Annotated in this window: 14 protein-coding genes; 3 read left to right on the forward strand and 11 right to left on the reverse strand. The window is 73.2% G+C overall.

The window, feature by feature from the left end:
* Positions 1 to 30: 30 nt before the first annotated feature.
* The 9 genes from FHL79_RS01070 to FHL79_RS01105 form a co-directional block, all read right to left on the reverse strand.
* A complete protein-coding gene (locus FHL79_RS01070; protein ID WP_138756797.1) occupies positions 31 to 1,935 on the reverse strand; it encodes a hypothetical protein in 1,905 nt (634 codons plus the stop codon).
* On the reverse strand, positions 1,932 to 5,513 hold the full coding sequence (locus FHL79_RS01075; RefSeq protein ID WP_171057946.1) for a CDP-glycerol glycerophosphotransferase family protein: 3,582 nt from the start codon (positions 5,511 to 5,513) through the stop codon (positions 1,932 to 1,934). Before FHL79_RS01075 ends, FHL79_RS01070 begins: the two co-directional genes overlap by 4 nt.
* Positions 5,510 to 5,719 carry a hypothetical protein gene (locus FHL79_RS24895; RefSeq protein ID WP_171057947.1) on the reverse strand — a complete coding sequence of 70 codons (210 nt, stop codon included), beginning with the start codon at positions 5,717 to 5,719 and terminating at the stop codon, positions 5,510 to 5,512. Before FHL79_RS24895 ends, FHL79_RS01075 begins: the two co-directional genes overlap by 4 nt.
* Complete coding sequence (locus FHL79_RS01080) at positions 5,716 to 6,600, reverse strand: acyltransferase family protein (protein WP_138756799.1); 885 nt, start codon at positions 6,598 to 6,600, stop codon at positions 5,716 to 5,718. The genes FHL79_RS24895 and FHL79_RS01080 overlap by 4 nt, the downstream gene beginning before the upstream one ends.
* Positions 6,597 to 7,427: an ABC transporter ATP-binding protein gene (locus tag FHL79_RS01085; RefSeq protein ID WP_218938282.1), complete on the reverse strand. Its 831-nt coding sequence runs from the start codon at positions 7,425 to 7,427 to the stop codon at positions 6,597 to 6,599. The genes FHL79_RS01080 and FHL79_RS01085 overlap by 4 nt, the downstream gene beginning before the upstream one ends.
* Positions 7,428 to 7,432: 5 nt before the next feature.
* A complete protein-coding gene (locus FHL79_RS01090; protein ID WP_218938283.1) occupies positions 7,433 to 8,191 on the reverse strand; it encodes an ABC transporter permease in 759 nt (252 codons plus the stop codon).
* 119 nt (positions 8,192 to 8,310) lie between these two features.
* Complete coding sequence (locus tag FHL79_RS01095; protein ID WP_138756800.1) at positions 8,311 to 9,384, reverse strand: glycosyltransferase family 2 protein; 1,074 nt, start codon at positions 9,382 to 9,384, stop codon at positions 8,311 to 8,313.
* A 150-nt stretch (positions 9,385 to 9,534) separates the two neighbouring features.
* Positions 9,535 to 10,206 (reverse strand): response regulator, encoded by a 672-nt coding sequence (locus tag FHL79_RS01100; protein ID WP_171057948.1) that lies wholly within the window; start codon positions 10,204 to 10,206, stop codon positions 9,535 to 9,537.
* Positions 10,203 to 11,438, reverse strand: a complete 1,236-nt coding sequence (locus FHL79_RS01105) for an ATP-binding protein (protein ID WP_138756801.1) — start codon at positions 11,436 to 11,438, stop codon at positions 10,203 to 10,205. Before FHL79_RS01105 ends, FHL79_RS01100 begins: the two co-directional genes overlap by 4 nt.
* 133 nt (positions 11,439 to 11,571) lie before the next feature.
* On the opposite strand from FHL79_RS01105, the gene FHL79_RS01110 reads away from it, so the two are divergent.
* The 3 genes from FHL79_RS01110 (at position 11,572) to FHL79_RS01120 (ending at position 13,202) form a co-directional block, all read left to right on the forward strand.
* Positions 11,572 to 11,823: a PspC domain-containing protein gene (locus FHL79_RS01110; RefSeq protein WP_138756802.1), complete on the forward strand. Its 252-nt coding sequence runs from the start codon at positions 11,572 to 11,574 to the stop codon at positions 11,821 to 11,823.
* A 163-nt stretch (positions 11,824 to 11,986) separates the two neighbouring features.
* Positions 11,987 to 12,919: a PspC domain-containing protein gene (locus FHL79_RS01115; protein ID WP_138756803.1), complete on the forward strand. Its 933-nt coding sequence runs from the start codon at positions 11,987 to 11,989 to the stop codon at positions 12,917 to 12,919.
* Positions 12,912 to 13,202: a hypothetical protein gene (locus FHL79_RS01120; RefSeq protein ID WP_138756804.1), complete on the forward strand. Its 291-nt coding sequence runs from the start codon at positions 12,912 to 12,914 to the stop codon at positions 13,200 to 13,202. Before FHL79_RS01115 ends, FHL79_RS01120 begins: the two co-directional genes overlap by 8 nt.
* Before the next feature lie 217 nt (positions 13,203 to 13,419).
* Here the strand turns inward: FHL79_RS01120 and guaA are convergent, their stop codons facing one another.
* Both guaA and FHL79_RS01130 read right to left on the reverse strand, forming a co-directional pair.
* Entirely contained in the window at positions 13,420 to 14,988 is a 1,569-nt protein-coding gene (guaA, locus tag FHL79_RS01125) for a glutamine-hydrolyzing GMP synthase (protein ID WP_138756805.1), read from the reverse strand.
* On the reverse strand, positions 14,985 to 16,154 hold the full coding sequence (locus FHL79_RS01130; protein ID WP_138756806.1) for a GuaB3 family IMP dehydrogenase-related protein: 1,170 nt from the start codon (positions 16,152 to 16,154) through the stop codon (positions 14,985 to 14,987). Before FHL79_RS01130 ends, guaA begins: the two co-directional genes overlap by 4 nt.
* Positions 16,155 to 16,190 lie beyond the last annotated feature (36 nt).

Consider the following 16,190-nt stretch of genomic DNA (forward strand, 5'->3'; position numbering starts at 1 on the left):
GCCCTCGTACGCGACGCGCCGGCCGGGCGCTCAGCCCGGCCGGCCCACTGTGCCCCTGGCCGCCGCCGACCGGCCGCCCAGCGCCTCGACCGCTGCGGCCATCCGGTCCAGCGCCCGGATGCCCGGGTCGCCCAGCAGCTCCCGCCGGGTCGCCTCCCGCGCGCAGCGATGAGCATCGTCCCGGACGCCGGTGAGCACCTGGAGCAGTTCCTCGATGCCGCCTGCTCCGGGCGGCAGCACCAGACCGGCCGCCGCGGAGGGGTAGCGGGCCACGAAGGCCGCCCGGTCCTGGCCGCGCGGGTCACACACGGCGACCGGTCGGTCGGCGGCGAGGAAGTCGGTCAGCACGCTGGACACGTCAGTGATCAGGGCCGAGGCGACGTTGAAGCAGCTGGTCAGCGGAGCGCCGCCCGGCTCGACCACCCGGTGGAGGCCACGCGGTCCGGCGTCCAGCAGCTCCTCGCCCCGCTGGACGGCCCGAAGCTCCTCCTCAGCTGCCGAATCGGCGACCGCCGTACGGGTAGTGGCGGCGAGCACGGTGGGGGCTGCGGAGCCGGCCGCCGCGTTCGCCGCGGTCAGCCGTGCGACGATCCGCCGGTGCACCGCGGCCAGGCGGGCGTCGCGCCGCCCGGCGTAGGGATGCGGCCGGTACAGCAGCCGGACCGGCACGGGTGAGGCCAGCACGGCGTCGACGATCGCCTCGGCGTGGGTCAGCACCGAGGCGTAGGCCTGGTCGTCGTTCCAGCCCTCCCAGGTCGGCGCGTAGAGCAGGGTCGGCACCCGGTCAGCCAGCCCGCTGCGATCGTGCACCAGCTCCAACTGCGGGCGCCCCACCTCGACGAGCGCCTCGGGCCGTACGCCGACATCGGCCTGCAGGTACCGGCGGCGACCCGCGGGCCCGGCCACCCAGATCTCGTCGTAGACCTTGCTGAACGGGTTCGACGACGCGCTCTTGTCGCTGTCCCCGTGGCCGATGAACGCCGTCCGCAGCCCCGGGGTGCGGAGCAGGTGGATGTTGTTGCCGATGTTGGACACGAACAGCGCCACCCGGACGCCGGCCCACGGGAGGGCCACCATGTCCGCGGCGGCCGGGACGCACACCACCGGGACGGTGGTCGGGGGCAGCGCCAGGAAGGCCGCTCGGCTGCGCGCGACCACCATGACCGAGCGGGGCAACCGCTCCAGGGTGGGCAACCAGGTGTTCACCTCGTGGACGGACTTCTCGCCGTCGCCGAAGTAGAGCACCACCTCGGGCGGTGCCTCCACGAGAAGCCGCTGGATCAGCCGCAGCCGTCGGGGTCGGTCGGCACGGCCGCGCCACATGGACCCGGCCCAGACGGCGGCGCCTGCGCCGGCGGCCGCCACGGACACCGCGCACAGCGCCAGCGCGATCCCCACCCGGTCAGCGGCCCAGGCGACGCAGGTCACCAGCAGCAGCTCCGGCACCAGGGTCACCAGCAGCCGGGAGGGCAGCGGGTGGGCGGCATGCTGCTGCAGCCCGTCGATCCCCCGCGCCACGGGGTGCCGGCGCATGCCCTGAAGCGACCAGGCCACCGCGTCGGTGGCCGCGACCGCGGCCACCAGGAGCACGGCCGCAGCCACCACCAGCCGGATCACCGCCGCGGCCCGGTCCTGGGCAGCGAGCGTGGCGAGCACGAGCACCAGCACCAGCAGGCGGACGACGAGCCGGGTCGACCGGCCCAGGGCGTGCTGCACGATCTCAGCCGGCCGGCTGCCGGCGATGCCGGACGTCGGCAGGACGGCATCGACGGACGCGGCGACCACCAGAGCGGCCAGCGCGACGGCCGGGACGCCCGCCAGCGCGGCTGCCGCCGCGACCATGGTGCCCAGCGCCAGGCCGGCCCAGAGGGACCTCAGCTGTCGTGCTGCGGCCCCGCCCCGGCCGTCGGCGAGCCGTCGTCGGGCCGGGCTCATCCGGCCTTTGCCTGCAGCCGGGCCTCGGGGATCCAGGCGTCGATCACCCGGGCGGCCGCGTGCCCGTCGTTGAGCTGGTTGAACCGGCGGTGGAACTCTGCGCGGGCGTCGGCGTACTCCGCAGCGACCTCGTCCAGCCGGAGCAGGGCGTCGGCGACCTCCTCGGTCGTCCGCAGCCAGGGTCCGGGAGCGGTGGGCTCGAAGTCGTACAGGAAGGACCGGCCCTGCACGTAGTCCTCCAGGTCAGGCACGAAGAAGAGCATCGGCTTGCCGGTGAGGGCGTAGTCGAAGCGCAGCGAAGAGTAGTCGAGGACCGCGACGTCGGAGGCGAGCACCAGCTCGTTGATGTCCGGGTGGTCGGTGACGTCCAGGACGACGGCGTGGTCGGAGAAACGGGTGGCCTCACCGAGGTTGTGGTTGTGCCCACGCAGCAGCAGCACGTGGTCGCTGCCCAGCTCGGTGGCCAGCCGGTCGAGGTCCAGCGCGTCGAACATCGGCGCGTTCCAGGTGTCTGCCGAGATGCTCTCCCGCCAGGTCGGCGCGTAGAGCACCGCCTTTTGGTCGGCGCGGATGCCCAGACGGGCCCGGGCCCGGGCTCGGCGCTCGGCCACGCCCTCGCCCACCAGGGCGTCGTCCCGCGGGTAACCGCTCACCATCACCTCCCCGGTGAACCGGTACTCCCGCCGGTAGAGCTCCTCGCAGAACGGCGCGGGCACCAGGGCGACGCTCCAGGCGCGCCCCAGCCGGGCCGTCTCCCGCTGCAGGTCGCGCTCGTTGCGGCCCTGCTCCTTCCAGAAGGAGACCCCCATGGACTTGAAGGGGTAACCGTGGAAGGTCTGGATGAAGACCTGATGCCCCCGGCGCAGCCACCACCGCGGGAAGTCGACGTTGTTGCTCAGGTATCGGGCGTTCGCCAGCAACTCGTACCAGCGGGCCGATCCGATCAGCACCGGGCGAGCTCCGGCGGGCAGGTCCACCGAGTGGTCGGCGACCCCCCAGTACAGCTCCAGCGGCGCACCACGCCGGTGCAGCTCCTCGTGCAGCGCCAGCTGGCTGTCGGTGGCCACCTCGCCGCGATAGCACTGGAACAGCATCGCGTCCTCGGGCTCGACCGAGCGGTGCGGATGCGCCAGCTGCATGCGCCGCTGCGCGGTCTTGCCCCACTCAGCATCGGTCAGCGGCGGACGGGCCCGCACGGTGAACGTGCCCGGGGCTTGCCGGCCGAAGCGCAGCACGCACTCCGGGTGCTCCTCCTCCTCGGGCAGCCGGTCCAGCAGCCGCCACGACGGCCAGGGCCGCCGGACCGCGCCGTCCTCGGTCTGCACGGCAAGGGCGTACGTGCCGGTCGGCCACACCCGCGGCGCGCGGTCCCACCGGGAGACCCGCAGCGGGAACTCCAGCACGGTGCGATCGCCTTCGGTGCGGACGGTGTCGGCGGGAAGGGTGACCCGGTGGCTGGCCAGCGTGGCGCTCACCGGAAGCTCAGCGCCGGTCGCCTCGACCACGAGGCGGAGGACGTCGGACGTGCGCTCCACGTCGACGACCTCGAGCACGGCGAGGCCTTCGACCACCTCCACGTGGCCGCGCGGGGTGCGCCGCCAGACGGCCGCACCCGGCCCCGGGGCGCCGGCGATGCGGGAGGAGTCGTGCGGGGTATCCCAGGCCAGTCGACGGGTGCCGCCATCGGCCGTCACCGCGCGCACCTGCCAGATGCGGTTGCGCACGGGTCGCGTGGAGTCGGTGGCGGGCAGGCTGACCTCAGCGGAGTAGGTCCCGTCGGCGTTGCGGGTGACCGGCACCTCGACCCGGTGGCGGGCCCGGTCCGACCACACCCGAAGCCGGTCGATCACGACGTCCTCGGTGCGCAGCCGGGCGATCAGCGCACCGCCGGAAACGGCGAGCGTCTGGGCGCAGACCGCCGGCCGGCGGGCGCGCAAGGTGAGCCCATCGGTGACCGACCGGACCGGGGCGAGCAGCACGTCGTCGACGAACGCGGAGCGCAGCAGGCTGGCCGAGCCCGCCGCGATGAGGGTGCGGACCAGCCCGGTGCGCTCGACGTCGAGCGCGCGCACCGTCGCCTCCAGCCGCCACACCCGGTCGGTGGCCGGCCTCGTACCCAGCAAGGCGCAGTCGGCCGGGCGCAGCCGGGCCACGAACCCTGCGTTCTCGTAGCGCTGGAAGGCGTCGTTGCCCCAGCGAGTCGCGGCCGGCAGCACCACCGGCTCCACGTCGAAGGGCCACGACTCGCCGGAGGCAGGGTCGACCAGCCGCAGCGTCGTCTCCGATTGCACGTCGGTGAGATCGATGCCGCGGATGAACGCCCAGCCGGTGATCTCCAGGACGTCGTCCACCCATGCGACGCGCTGGACCGCCGCAGCCAGCCGGGTCTCGCCGGCGGCCAGCCGGCGCACCTGGACCGGCATCGGCTCGAACACCGCGACGTCGGTGCCGTCCTCGGCCTGCACCTCGCCGTCGACCACGCTGGTGCGCGGGCTGGAGCCGTAGAGCGCCACATGCTCGACCGCCTGCTCGACCTCGGCCCACCGGCCCTCGGCGGTCAGCCAGGCCAGTGCCTTGGCGACCACCCGCACCTCGGCGAGCGCCTCCGCGTCAGCGCGAGCGACGAAGGTCGCGGCCAGCCGCTGGAGCACCTGGCGCACCTCCGGCACGGCGTCGACACTCGCCCGGATGCGTGGCTCGAGGTCGATGTCGATGACCCGCGTTGTCCACGCCCGCCGCTCGGGGTCGGTGCCGCGCTCGTCGACGTGCGCGGTTGCGGCGAGCACGTCAGCGGCGAACGCCTGCGCGCGGTCGATGTCGAGGACCTTCGTGCCCAGCAGCCCGTCGCCCTCCGACGGCGTCCAGTGCAGGGTGACCGCCCGCAGGACGTCGATGCGGTCAGCGGCGACGTAGGCCGACGCCAGGGTGGCGCTGGGCTGCGGGACGTCGGCCGGGAAGGTCAGCCCGGCCGTCCAGAAAGAGGTGCGGAACATCCGGTCGCCGAGGAGCAGGTCGTGCATCACCGCCGGGAAGTCGTCGACGGTGATCGCCCGGCGGTCGACCAGGTGCACCTCGGGCGCCCAGTGCGGGTCGGACAACCGCCCACCCGCGGACTTGCGCGGTCGACCCACCGCGATGTCGGACCCGGACCCGGCCAGCGAGCCGACGAGGGTGCGCAGCGCGTGCCGGGGCAGGGTGTCCTCGGCGTCGACGAAGATCAGGAAGCGGCCCTTGGCGGTCGCCGCGCCGGCGTTGCGCGCCGCTCCGACACCGCGGTCGGGCCGGGCCAGCACGCTCATCCGCTTGTCCTTAGCGGCGAGGGTCCGCACGACCTGCAGCGTCTCGTCGGTGGAGCCGGCGTCGACGACGACGATTTGGAGCCGCCGGTGGCTCTGCGACCGGACGCTGCCGAGGCAGCGGGCAACCCAGCCGACTGAGTCCTGGGTCGTCACGACCACGGTGACCAGCGGACTCCCCCACCTGCGACGCGCCTTGCGGAGCCGGTGCACCAACCGGCCGCGGAACCGCCAGGGGACGACCCGACGCCCCAGCCGGAGCGGGTGCGTGAGGCGGCTCACCGTGCTCCCCGCCCGGTGCCGACCGTGAGCCCGGCAGCAGCCGGCACCGCTCGCAGCCAGTCGAGGCGGGGCTCGACCAACGGGCGGAACACCCGCTGGACGGCGGAGGTCGAAAGCAACGCCGCCCACAGGACGGCCAGCGCCATCAGCAGGAACAGCCGGGGCAATGCGTTGAACCACTCCAAGGCGGAGGTCGTCTCCCTCACGAGGTAGATGGGGAACAGGTGGAGCAGGTAGACGTACATGGTCCGGGAGCCCCACCCGGACAGAACCGAGGCCCCCGCGGGACCAGCGACAGGACGCAAGCGCCCAGCAGCGGGGCGAGTCCGGCGAGCGCGACCCGCACGACGCCGGCCCACCACTCCGGCCTGCCCAGGTCGTCGTAGTTGGCCGCCATCCGCACCCACGGACGCAAGCGCAGGTCCCGGATCCCGTCGATGTGCAGGTAGGCGAGTGCGAGCGCCCCGGCGAGGATCACGACGGCCCCGACGCGGGTCGAGCGAGCAGTCAGACGGCCGAACACCGGTGAGGTGGTCCAGCATCGCTCCCGGGTCGCCCAGCCCAGGACGAAGAAGGGAAGCATCCCGAAGATCTTCCCCGTCTCGAAGGTCGGCCCGACCGACCCGGCATAGCCCGCGCCGACAGAGATCGCAACGCTGATAAGGACCGGGTACCTGAGGCTGACCAGGTAGGGCAGCATCGCTCGCCACAACGCAAGAGCGACCAGGAACCACAGGAATGAGTACGGGCTGCCAAGATCGAGCCGGGCACTTCCTTCCGCCGCCCGGCGCAGGCCGAACCAGATGACGCTGGAGACGACGTAGGGCACCACCAGCTGTCGCACGCTGGAGAACGCCGTGTCCGCCGTGATCGGACCGGCCTTGGCGAAATGTCCGGCGACGAAGGCAAACAGCGGCATGTGGAAGGCGTAGATGACGAAGTACAGAGCCGTCATCGTGGCCGAAGACGTGAAGTCCTCCACGGCGTGGCCCACCACGACGAGGACTACGGCGACAAACCGGACGTTGTCCCAGTAGGGATCGCGCACCCGCTCCCGTACCGGGGTCGTCGCGGTCGCACCGGTCACTCGTCGTCATCCTCCCGGGCATAGGCGGCCAGCACGTCGTCCAGCGGGCCGTCCAGGACGAGCGCGCCGTTGCGCATGTAGAGCCCCCGGGAGCAGAAGCGCCGCAGATTGCGCTCGCTGTGCGACACCAGGAACAGCGTGCGCCCCTCTTCGAGCAGCTGCTCGAGGCGCCGGTAGCACTTGCGGCGGAAGCGCTTGTCGCCGACCGCCAGCACCTCGTCGACGAGGATGACCTCCTCCTCCAGCCGGGAGACCACAGCGAAGGCGACCCGGGCCTTCATCCCGCTGGACAGGTGCTTGTACGGGGCGTCGAGAAAGGCCCCTGTCTCGGCGAAGGCGACGATCTCGTCGAAGCGCTCGGCGATCACCGACTTCGGCATGCCGTGCAGACCGGCGGTCAGCGCGATGTTCTCCCGCACCGTGAGGTCGCCGACGAAGCCGCCGGTGATCTCGATCAACGGCGCCACACCGCCGCGGACCTCCACCTCACCGACATCGGGCAGCAGGACCCCGGCGATCAACTTGAGCAGCGTCGACTTCCCCTGTCCGTTGCGCCCGACGACCCCGATCGCCTCACCGGGGTAGACGTCGAAGCTGACGCCGTCCACGGCCCAGAACGAGTCGGTCCGCACGCCGCCGCTGCGCCGGTAGACCGCGTCCCGCAGGCTGCGGTGCCGGCTTCCGCGGTTGTAGAGCACGCCGACGTCGCGCACGGAGATGATCGGGGAAGCGGCCACGTTGGGGGCCATGATGCCGGGCGCCTCGACGGTGCGCCCGGCCGCGTCCAGGCGGCAGGCACCGGTTCCGGTCAGGAGGGGTCCGGTCACGTGGTTCACAGCTCCTTGAGGACCGTGCGCTCCAGCCGGGCGAAGACCGCCCAGCCGAGGACGAGCATCGCGACGGACACGCCGACCGACAGCGCGACGCGGGAGGGGTCGAGGAGCTCGGGGAAGAAGCCGGCCCGGAAGAGCTCGAAGATTCCGACCAGCGGGTTGAGGGTGAACAGCCACTCCCAGGCCTGCGGCACGTCGCGCACCGCGTAGACGACGGGCGAGGCGTAGAAGGCCAGCCGCAGGACGATCCGGACGATCCGCTCGAGGTCGCGCACCAGGACGACCAGCGGCGCGAGCAGGAACCCGATGCCGGTGAGCAGCGTGGCCAGCAGCAGGGTCGCCGGGAGCACCAGGACGATCCGCCAGTTGACGTCGGCACCCGTCACGACCGCGAACAGCGCCAGCACCGGCAGGCTGAAGAGGAACTCCACCCCCTTGGCCAGCACCACCCGCAGCACCCACAGCTCGCGGGGCACGTTGGTGGACCGGATCAACTTCCCGTCCGTGCGCAGCGCCCGCGCCGCCTCGCTCAGGCCGCCGTTGAACCAGGTCCAGGGCAGCAGGGCGGCCAGCAGGAAGACGATGTAGGGCTCTTCCCCGGCGGACCGGGAGAAGATCTGGGTGAAGACGACCCAATAGGCGCCGGCCATGAGCAGCGGCTCGAGGACGGTCCAGACCCAGCCAAGCCAAGAGCCGGCGTAGCGGACCTTCAGGTCGCGGGAGACCAGCAGGCCCAACGCGCGACGGCGGCTCCACACGGCGGCGGGCCGGCTCCACAGCGGTGCCCGGCGGGTGGGAGCCCGGCGTGCTGGCGCGTTGGTCGCGCTGGCCTCCGGCGCGCTCCTCCGCTCAGTCCCGGCTTGGGCGGCGGGCACGCCTAGCCCGCGCAAGGGCGGCTGAGGTCGCCCGGCCGGCGCCCGAAGGCGAAGCCGGCGCCCCAGCTGAGGTGGATGGTGGCCAGCACGACGGGCAACCAGGCCCGCGCGCGCCAACCCTGCGACCGACCCTCGACGAGGGAAGCGACGAGCACGCCCGCAGCGTATGCGGCCGGCACGACCCAGCCCCAGGTGAGGAGGGTCACTCCGGTCAGCAGCCCGACGACGCCTGCGGTCATCCCCGCCAAGATCCCGCAGACTGCCAGCGGCGGCGCCAGGTAGCGCGGACTCACGGTCCCCGGGTACTGCCGGATGACCTCACGCCGCCACCGGCCGGTGGCGTGGAACTGACGCACCAGCTCCATCCACGAGGAACGCGGCCGGTAGGTGACACCCAGGTCCGGGGAGAACCAGACGAGCTCGCCGGCCTGGCGGATGCGGTGGTTCAGCTCCCAGTCCTGGGCGCGGTGGTAGTGCTCGTTGAAGCCGCCCAGTCGCTGGAGGACCTCGCGCCGGAAGACGCCGAGGTACACCGACTCCGCCGGCCCCGCGGTCCCGCCGACGTGGAACGTGCCGCCACCGAGACCCACTGGCGAGCAGTAGGCCTTGGCGACGGCCCGCTCGAAACCCGTCTGCCCGACGGCGAGCATCAGGCCGCCGACGTTGGCAGCTCCGGTGGCCTCGAGGAGCAAGACCGCCTGCTCGAGGTACCCGGCCCGCAGCACGCCGTGTCCGTCCACCCGGGCGACGATGTCGTGGCTGGCCGCGAGCAGCCCGATGTTCAGGCCTGCGGGCGTCTTCCCCGTCGGGTTCCGCACCAGCTTGATCCGCGGGTCCGCGGCAGCCAGACGGTGAGCCACCAGCTCGGTGCCGTCCCGCGACGGACCGAGGCAGACGATGAGCTCGACCTCTCCCGCGTACTGCTGGGCGAGGATCTCACCGACGCTCTCGGCGAGGTGCTTGGCCTCGTTGAGCACCGGCATGACGACGGAGATGGACGGCCAGACGCGCGCCGTCGAGAGGTGCGACTCGGAGTGGTGAGCATCCAGCGACAGAGCTGCGACCAGGTCGGGCATGGCGGTGACATTACGGAGGCAAACGACTCCTATCCGCTCAAAACGTCGACTTCAGCACTTGTTGCCATCACCCAGACACCTCGCTGTTCCCACTCATCTCAGAAGTCACATCCGTCACGGGGACTGGACAGCGAGCCGTCGGTCTCGTGGTCACAACAACCGGTTGGTGGCTGCCCAGCGGGTGAGCTCGTTGCGGTTGGACAGCTGCAGCTTGCGCAGCACGTTGGAGGCGTGGGACTCCACCGTCTTCACCGAGATGAACAGCCGGCCGCCGATCTCCCGGTAGGTGTAGCCGCGCGCCAGCAACTGCATGACCTCGCGCTCCCGGGCCGACAGCAGGTCCAGCCCGGGGTCGGTCGCCGGGTCGGTCGCCGGGTCGGCGGCCGGCGCGGGGGCGGGCCCGGTGGCGGCGAAGGCGTCCAGCACGAAGCCGGCCAGCCGTGGGCTGAACACGACGTCGCCCTCGGCGACCCGGCGGACGGCGTCCCGCAGGTCGGCGGCGGAGATCGTCTTGGTGACGTACCCGCGGGCTCCGGCCCGGATGACGGCGATGACGTCCTCGGCGGCGTCGGAGACCGACAGCGCCAGCCACCGGGTGCCCGGCAGCTCGGCGCGCAGGGACTGCAGGACGGCGTGGCCACCGCCCCCGGGCAGGTGGACGTCGAGCAGCACGACGTCGGGCGTCGTCTCCCGGATGCCGGTGACGGCGGTGGCGACGTCGGCGGCCTCACCGACCACGTCCACGTCGTCGCCGAGCTCCGCGCGCACCCCGGCGCGGACCATGGCGTGGTCGTCGACCAGGAAGACCCGGGTGCGGCTCACGCCGAGGCCTCCACGTGCTCGCCGCGCGGGAGGCAGAGCTCCACCTCGGTCCCCTCTCCTGGTGCCGAACGCACGTTCGCGGTGCCGCCCAGCCGGGTCAGCCGGCCGACCACCGAGTCGCGCAGGCCCCGCCGGTCGGTCGGGACGGCGGTCGGGTCGAACCCGGTGCCGCGGTCGCGCACGAAGACGGTGACCGAGCCGGCCGTGACCTCGCTGTACAGCGAGACGCTGGCCGCACCGGAGTGCTTGGCGGCGTTGACGACTGCCTCCTTCGCGGCCTGGCCGAGGGTGGCCACCGCGTCGTCCACCGGCAGGTCCCCGACGACGACCGGGTCGACCGTGACGGCGTGGTCGGCCTCCACCTCGGCGACCAACCGGGCGACCAGGCCGGCCCAGGTGCCGCCGGTGGCGACGGTCGGCTCGTAGAGCCAGGCCCGCAGCTCCCGCTCCTGGCTGCGCGCCAGCCGGCCGACGACCGTCGGGTCCTCGGCGTGCCGCTGGATGAGCGCGAGGGTCTGCAGCACCGAGTCGTGCAGGTGGGCGGCGACCGCCGCGCGCTCCTCCGAGCGGATCAGCGCGGCGCGCTCGGCGTTGCGGGAGTCCAGCAGCCGCCGCCACAGCGGCGCGGTCGCCAGCGTGATGCCGACCAGGATGACCACGGTGGCGGTGAAGCCGTTGCGGGCGTTGGCGAGCTGACCGGTGGTGGCCAGCAGCAAGGTGACCCCGACGACGCCCAGCAGCACGCCACCGACCAGCCCCCAGCGGGCGGTGCCGTGGGTCAGCGACTCCTTGGGGTCGGCGTCCAGCTGGCGCCAGATCACCGCCATGCCGATGCCGGCGAGCACCAGCGGCAGGACGATCTCGCTGCCGCCGAAGGTGGCCAGCCGCGACACCAGCCCCACTGCCACGAAGGCGAGCACCGCCAGCCCGAGCAGCTGCCGCCGGCTGGGGCGCTGCCCGACGATCCCGGCCTCGGCGGCACCGCCGTCGGTCGCGGCGACCGGCATGGTGAGCCAGAGCAGCGCGTAGGCCACCACCCCGATGCCGGTGAGCGCCAGGCCCACGAAGACGACCCGGACCGCCATCGCGTCCAGCCGCAGGTGCGCCGCCGTCCCCGAGGCGACGCCGGCCAGCAGCCGGCCGCTGCGCGGGCGCACCAACGGGGGCCGCAGAGCACGGCCGTCGGGGAGCCGCTCCGTGGGCCCGGCCGGCGGAGCGGTGCTGGTGGTCACGACGTCGATGGTGTCACCGTGCCCGCCCGTGGCACACCGGTGATCACCCCGAGTGCGGATGCCGGGACGGATGGGGGTCCGACCGGGGCGTTCCCGGATACCGCCGGGCGCCCGGACGGCGCAGGTTGAGGACATGACCTCGACGACCACCGCCGCCCTCCCTCCCGCCTCGCCCAGCACGACGCCCGCCGGGCCCCGGCTGGCGCGGAGCAACACCGACAAGAAGATCGCCGGCGTCGCCGCCGGGCTGGCCGAGCACACCGGTGTCGACGCCGTCCTGTGGCGAGTCGCCTTCGTGGCCCTGACCCTCGCCGGCGGGGGCACCGGCATCCTGGTCTACGGGCTGCTCTGGCTGCTCATGCCGGCTCCGGAGACCCGGGGCTGACCCCGCTCCAGCACTCCCCCAGGACCGGGGGCGGACGCCACGCCGGCGTCCGCCCCCGGTCCTCGTCGTGCGCCGGGCCGGTCCACGCGGCACCGGGAGGATCAGGGTCGAACCGGGGCGTTCCCTGATACCGCCGGAGGACTCCGGTGAGCAGGCTGGTGGCATGACCTCAGCACTTCCTCCCTCCGCTCCCCCGCCGGTCCCGGACCAGCCGTGGGGCTCCTGGCCTCCCCCGCCGCCGACCGGTCCGCCGACCCGCCCGCAGCTGCGCCGCAGCCGCTCGGACAAGGTGATCGGCGGTGTCGCCGGTGGCCTCGCCGAGTACACCGGCGTCGACGCCCTGCTCTGGCGGGTCGGCGCCATCGCGCTCACCCTCGCCGGCGGCAGCGGCCTGATCATCTACGTGCTGCTCTGGCTGCTCATGCCGGCCGGGCCACCCGCCCGGCCCGGTGACCCCAGCGCGGCGGAGCGGGTCCGCACCGGCCCGCGGTCCGCGGTCCCCGGGGTGACCGTCGCCGCGCTGCTCATCGTGATCGGGCTGGGCGTGCTGCTCACCCAGTTCACCGACCTCGACCTCGGCGCCCACGGCTTCCTGGGCACGGCGCTGCTGGTGGTGGGCGTGGGCCTGGTCGTCGGTGCGCTCACCGGCGTCGGCCGCGGCGCCAAGGGCGGGCTCATCGGGCTGGGCGTCGTGCTCGCCGCCGCCCTGGCCGTCGTCACCTCGATCGACCTGCCCAACGGCGACGTCGGCGACCGCACCTACCGGCCCGCCACGGCGTCGGCCGTCGAGGGGGTCTACGAACACGCCGCCGGCGACCTCACCGTCGACCTGCGGGACGTCGACCTGACCGGCCTGAGCTCACCGATCGTCACCCGGATCGACCACGGCATCGGGGACGTCGACGTGCTCGTGCCCCGCTCCGCCGACGTCCAGGTCACCTCGGACACCGGCATCGGTGAGACCGACCTGTTCGGGGACAACTCCGACAGCGGGACGTTCCCCGGCTCCGGCGCCTCCTGGTCCGATGACGACGAGCTCGAGTTCCGGATCACCATCGAGTCCGGTGCCGGTGACGTGGAGGTGTCCCGTGGCTGACTACAGCGAGTTCCCGACCACACCCACCAGCTGGCAGGCGAACCTGATGCCCGAGCCGGAGACCGCGCTGTCGCCCCAGACCCCGTCGCCTCCGGCCCGGCCACCGGTCGACGCGGTCTCGCTGATCGCGGGGCTGCTGTTCATCGCGCTGGCGGTGCTGCTGATGGCCGGCGTGGACCTCGACGCCGATTGGTTCGGGCACGGCATCGCCTGGATCCTGCTGATCGGCGCCGGCATCGGCCTGCTGGTCAACGAACTCCGCCGGGCCCGCCGCCGCCGCTGACGACGAAGGGCTGAGGAGCAGGACCCATGAGGGCCCAGGGAGCAGCAGCTCCCCGGGCCCTCGTACGTCACGGGCGACGTACTGGCACGTCTGAGGGAAGGTGACGTGCCGGCCCTCCCACGTGGCTCTGGTGCCCGACGCGAGCGCCAGCGAGCGCCGGTCAGGCCCCCTCCAGGGGCCCGCCCTGAGCTTGCGAAGGGTGGGGAGGAGGGGGTCCTTACTCCCATTCGATGGTGCCCGGCGGCTTGCTGGTCACGTCGAGCACCACGCGGTTGACCTCGGCCACCTCGTTGGTGATCCGGGTGGAGATCCGCGCCAGCACGTCGTAGGGCAGCCGGGTCCAGTCCGCGGTCATGGCGTCCTCGCTGGACACCGGGCGCAGCGCGATCGGATGGCCGTACGTGCGCCCGTCGCCCTGCACCCCCACCGAGCGGACGTCGGCCAGCAGCACCACCGGGCACTGCCAGATCTCGGTGTCCAGGTGTGCCGCGCTGAGCTCTTCGCGGGCGATCGCGTCGGCCTGGCGCAGCACGTCGAGCCGTTCCCGGGTGACCTCGCCGACGATCCGGATCCCGAGGCCGGGCCCGGGGAACGGCTGGCGCTGCACCAGGGTGTCGGGCAGCCCCAGCTGGCGGCCGACCTCGCGCACCTCGTCCTTGAACAGCGTGCGCAGCGGCTCGACCAGGGTGAAGGTCAGGTCCTCGGGCAGCCCGCCTACGTTGTGGTGGCTCTTGATGTTCGCCGTCCCGGTGCCGCCGCCGGACTCGACGACGTCGGGGTACAGCGTGCCCTGCACCAGGAAGTCGACGGTCTCGCCGTGCTCCTTCGCGTCCCCGATCACGTCGAGCGCGGCCTGCTCGAAGACCCGGATGAACTCCCGGCCGATGATCTTCCGCTTCTGCTCGGGGTCGCTGACCCCGGCGAGTGCGGCCAGGAACTGCTCGCCGGCGTCGACGACCCGCAGGTCGGCACCGGTCACGGCGACGAAGTCGCGCTCGATCTGCTCGGTCTCGCCCTGCCGCATCAGCCCGTGGTCGACGTAGACGCAGGTGAGCCTGTCGCCGATCGCCCGCTGCACCAGCGCCGCGGCGACCGCGGAGTCGACCCCGCCGGACAGCCCGCAGATCGCCCGCCGGTCGCCGATCTGCTCGCGGATCGTGGCGACCTGATCGTCGACGACGTTCGCCATCGTCCAGGTCGGCTGCAGCCCGGCGATGTCGAAGAGGAAGTGCTCGAGCACCGTCTGGCCGTGCGGGGTGTTCTTGACCTCGGGGTGGAACTGCACCCCGGCCAGCCGCCGGTCGACGTCCTCGAAGGCGGCGACCGGGGCACCGGTGGACGTGGCGGTGACGGTGAACCCGGGCGGCGCGGCGCTGACGGCGTCCCCGTGGCTCATCCACACCGACTGCTCGTTCGGCAGGTCGCCGAACAGCCGGGCCCGGGTGGTGACCGTCAGCGGGGTGCCGCCGTACTCCCGGTCGCCGGTGCGGGCGACGGTGCCGCCGAGGCTGGCCGCCATGGCCTGGAACCCGTAGCAGATGCCGAAGGCCGGGACCCCGGCCTCGAACACCGTCGGGTCCACCTGCGGAGCGCCCTCGGCGTAGACGCTGGACGGTCCACCGGACAGCACGATCGCCGCCGGCTTGCGGGCCAGCAGCTCCTCGACCGGGACGTCGGAGCCGACGAGCTCGGAGTAGACCCCGGCCTCACGGATCCGGCGGGCGATGAGCTGGGCGTACTGCGCCCCGAAGTCGACGACCAGGACGGTCGGGAAGTCCATGCTCATCCGAGCAGGTGCCCCTCGGCTGCGGCCCCGGCGCCGCCGCCACCGAGGACCAGGTCGACCCGCTGGAACTCCTTGAGGTCCCGGTAGCCGGTCTTGGCCATCGTGCGGCGCAGCGCACCGAAGAGGTTGGTGCGCCCGTCGGCGGCCTCGGCCGGGCCGAGCAGCACCTGCTGCAGGGTCCCGCGCGGGGTGGCCGGGGCGGACGTCCCGCCGCGCGGGAGCCGCGGGTGCGCCGCGACCGAGTCCCACCAGACGCCGCCGCCGGGGGCCTCGGCGGCGGCCCGCAGCGGCTCCCCCACCTGGACGGCGTCGGCGCCGCAGGCCAGCGCGCGGGCGATCGCCCCGCTGGTCTCGATCCGGCCGTTGGCGATGACGTGCACGTACCGGCCACCGGTCTCGTCGAGGTAGTCGCGGCGGGCCGCGGCGGCGTCGGCGATGGCGCTGGCCAGCGGCACCCGGATGCCCATCACCGCGTCGGCCGTCGACCAGCTGTCGGCGCCGACGCCGACGATGACGCCGGCCGCGCCGGTGCGCATGAGGTGCAGCGCGGTCTGGTAGTCCGCGGCCCCGCCGACGATCACCGGGACGTCGAGGTCGGCGATGAACTCCTTGAGGTTCAGCGCCTCCCCGCCCTTGGTGACGTGCTCGGCGGAGACGATGGTGCCCTGGATGACCAGCAGGTCCACCCCGGCGGCGAGCACGGTCGGGGCCAGCTGCACGGTGTGCTGCGGGGAGACGCGCACCGCCGTCGTCACGCCCGAGTCGCGCATCTCCTTGATCCGCGCGGTGACCAGGTCGGGCTTCACCGGCTCGGCGTAGACCTGCTGCAGCAACGCCGTGGGCGGACCGGTCTCCGGCGATGCGGCGTCGCGGAGCTGCCGGTAGACGTCGGTGGGGTCGTCGTACCGGGTCCACAGGCCCTCGGCGTTGAGCACCCCGAGGCCACCGGCCTGGCCGACGGCGACCGCGGTCGCGGGGCTCACCACGGCGTCGCTGGGGCTGGTGACCAGCGGGATGTCGAACCGGAAGGCGTCGATCTGCCAGGAGGTCGAGACGTCGTCGTGGTCGCGGGTGCGCCGCGACGGGACGATCGACACCTCCTCCAGGTCATAGCCCCGGCGGGCGAACCGGTTCAGGCCGATCTCGACGTTGTCGCGTACGGGCAACGGGTCACCGACCTCGGTAGTTGGGGGCTTCGGTGG

The organism is Modestobacter altitudinis (assembly GCF_005930475.1).
Lineage (GTDB): Bacteria > Actinomycetota > Actinomycetes > Mycobacteriales > Geodermatophilaceae > Modestobacter > Modestobacter altitudinis.

What these genes read in the sequence shown, in the direction of transcription:
- FHL79_RS01070 (WP_138756797.1), bottom strand. Translation starts at nt 1,935, where the DNA reads ATGAGCCCGGCCCGACGACGGCTCGCCGACGGCCGGGGCGGGGCCGCA.
- FHL79_RS01095 (WP_138756800.1), bottom strand. Translation starts at nt 9,384, where the DNA reads ATGCCCGACCTGGTCGCAGCTCTGTCGCTGGATGCTCACCACTCCGAG.
- FHL79_RS01110 (WP_138756802.1), top strand. Translation starts at nt 11,572, where the DNA reads ATGACCTCGACGACCACCGCCGCCCTCCCTCCCGCCTCGCCCAGCACG.
- FHL79_RS01115 (WP_138756803.1), top strand. Translation starts at nt 11,987, where the DNA reads ATGACCTCAGCACTTCCTCCCTCCGCTCCCCCGCCGGTCCCGGACCAG.
- guaA (WP_138756805.1), bottom strand. Translation starts at nt 14,988, where the DNA reads ATGAGCATGGACTTCCCGACCGTCCTGGTCGTCGACTTCGGGGCGCAG.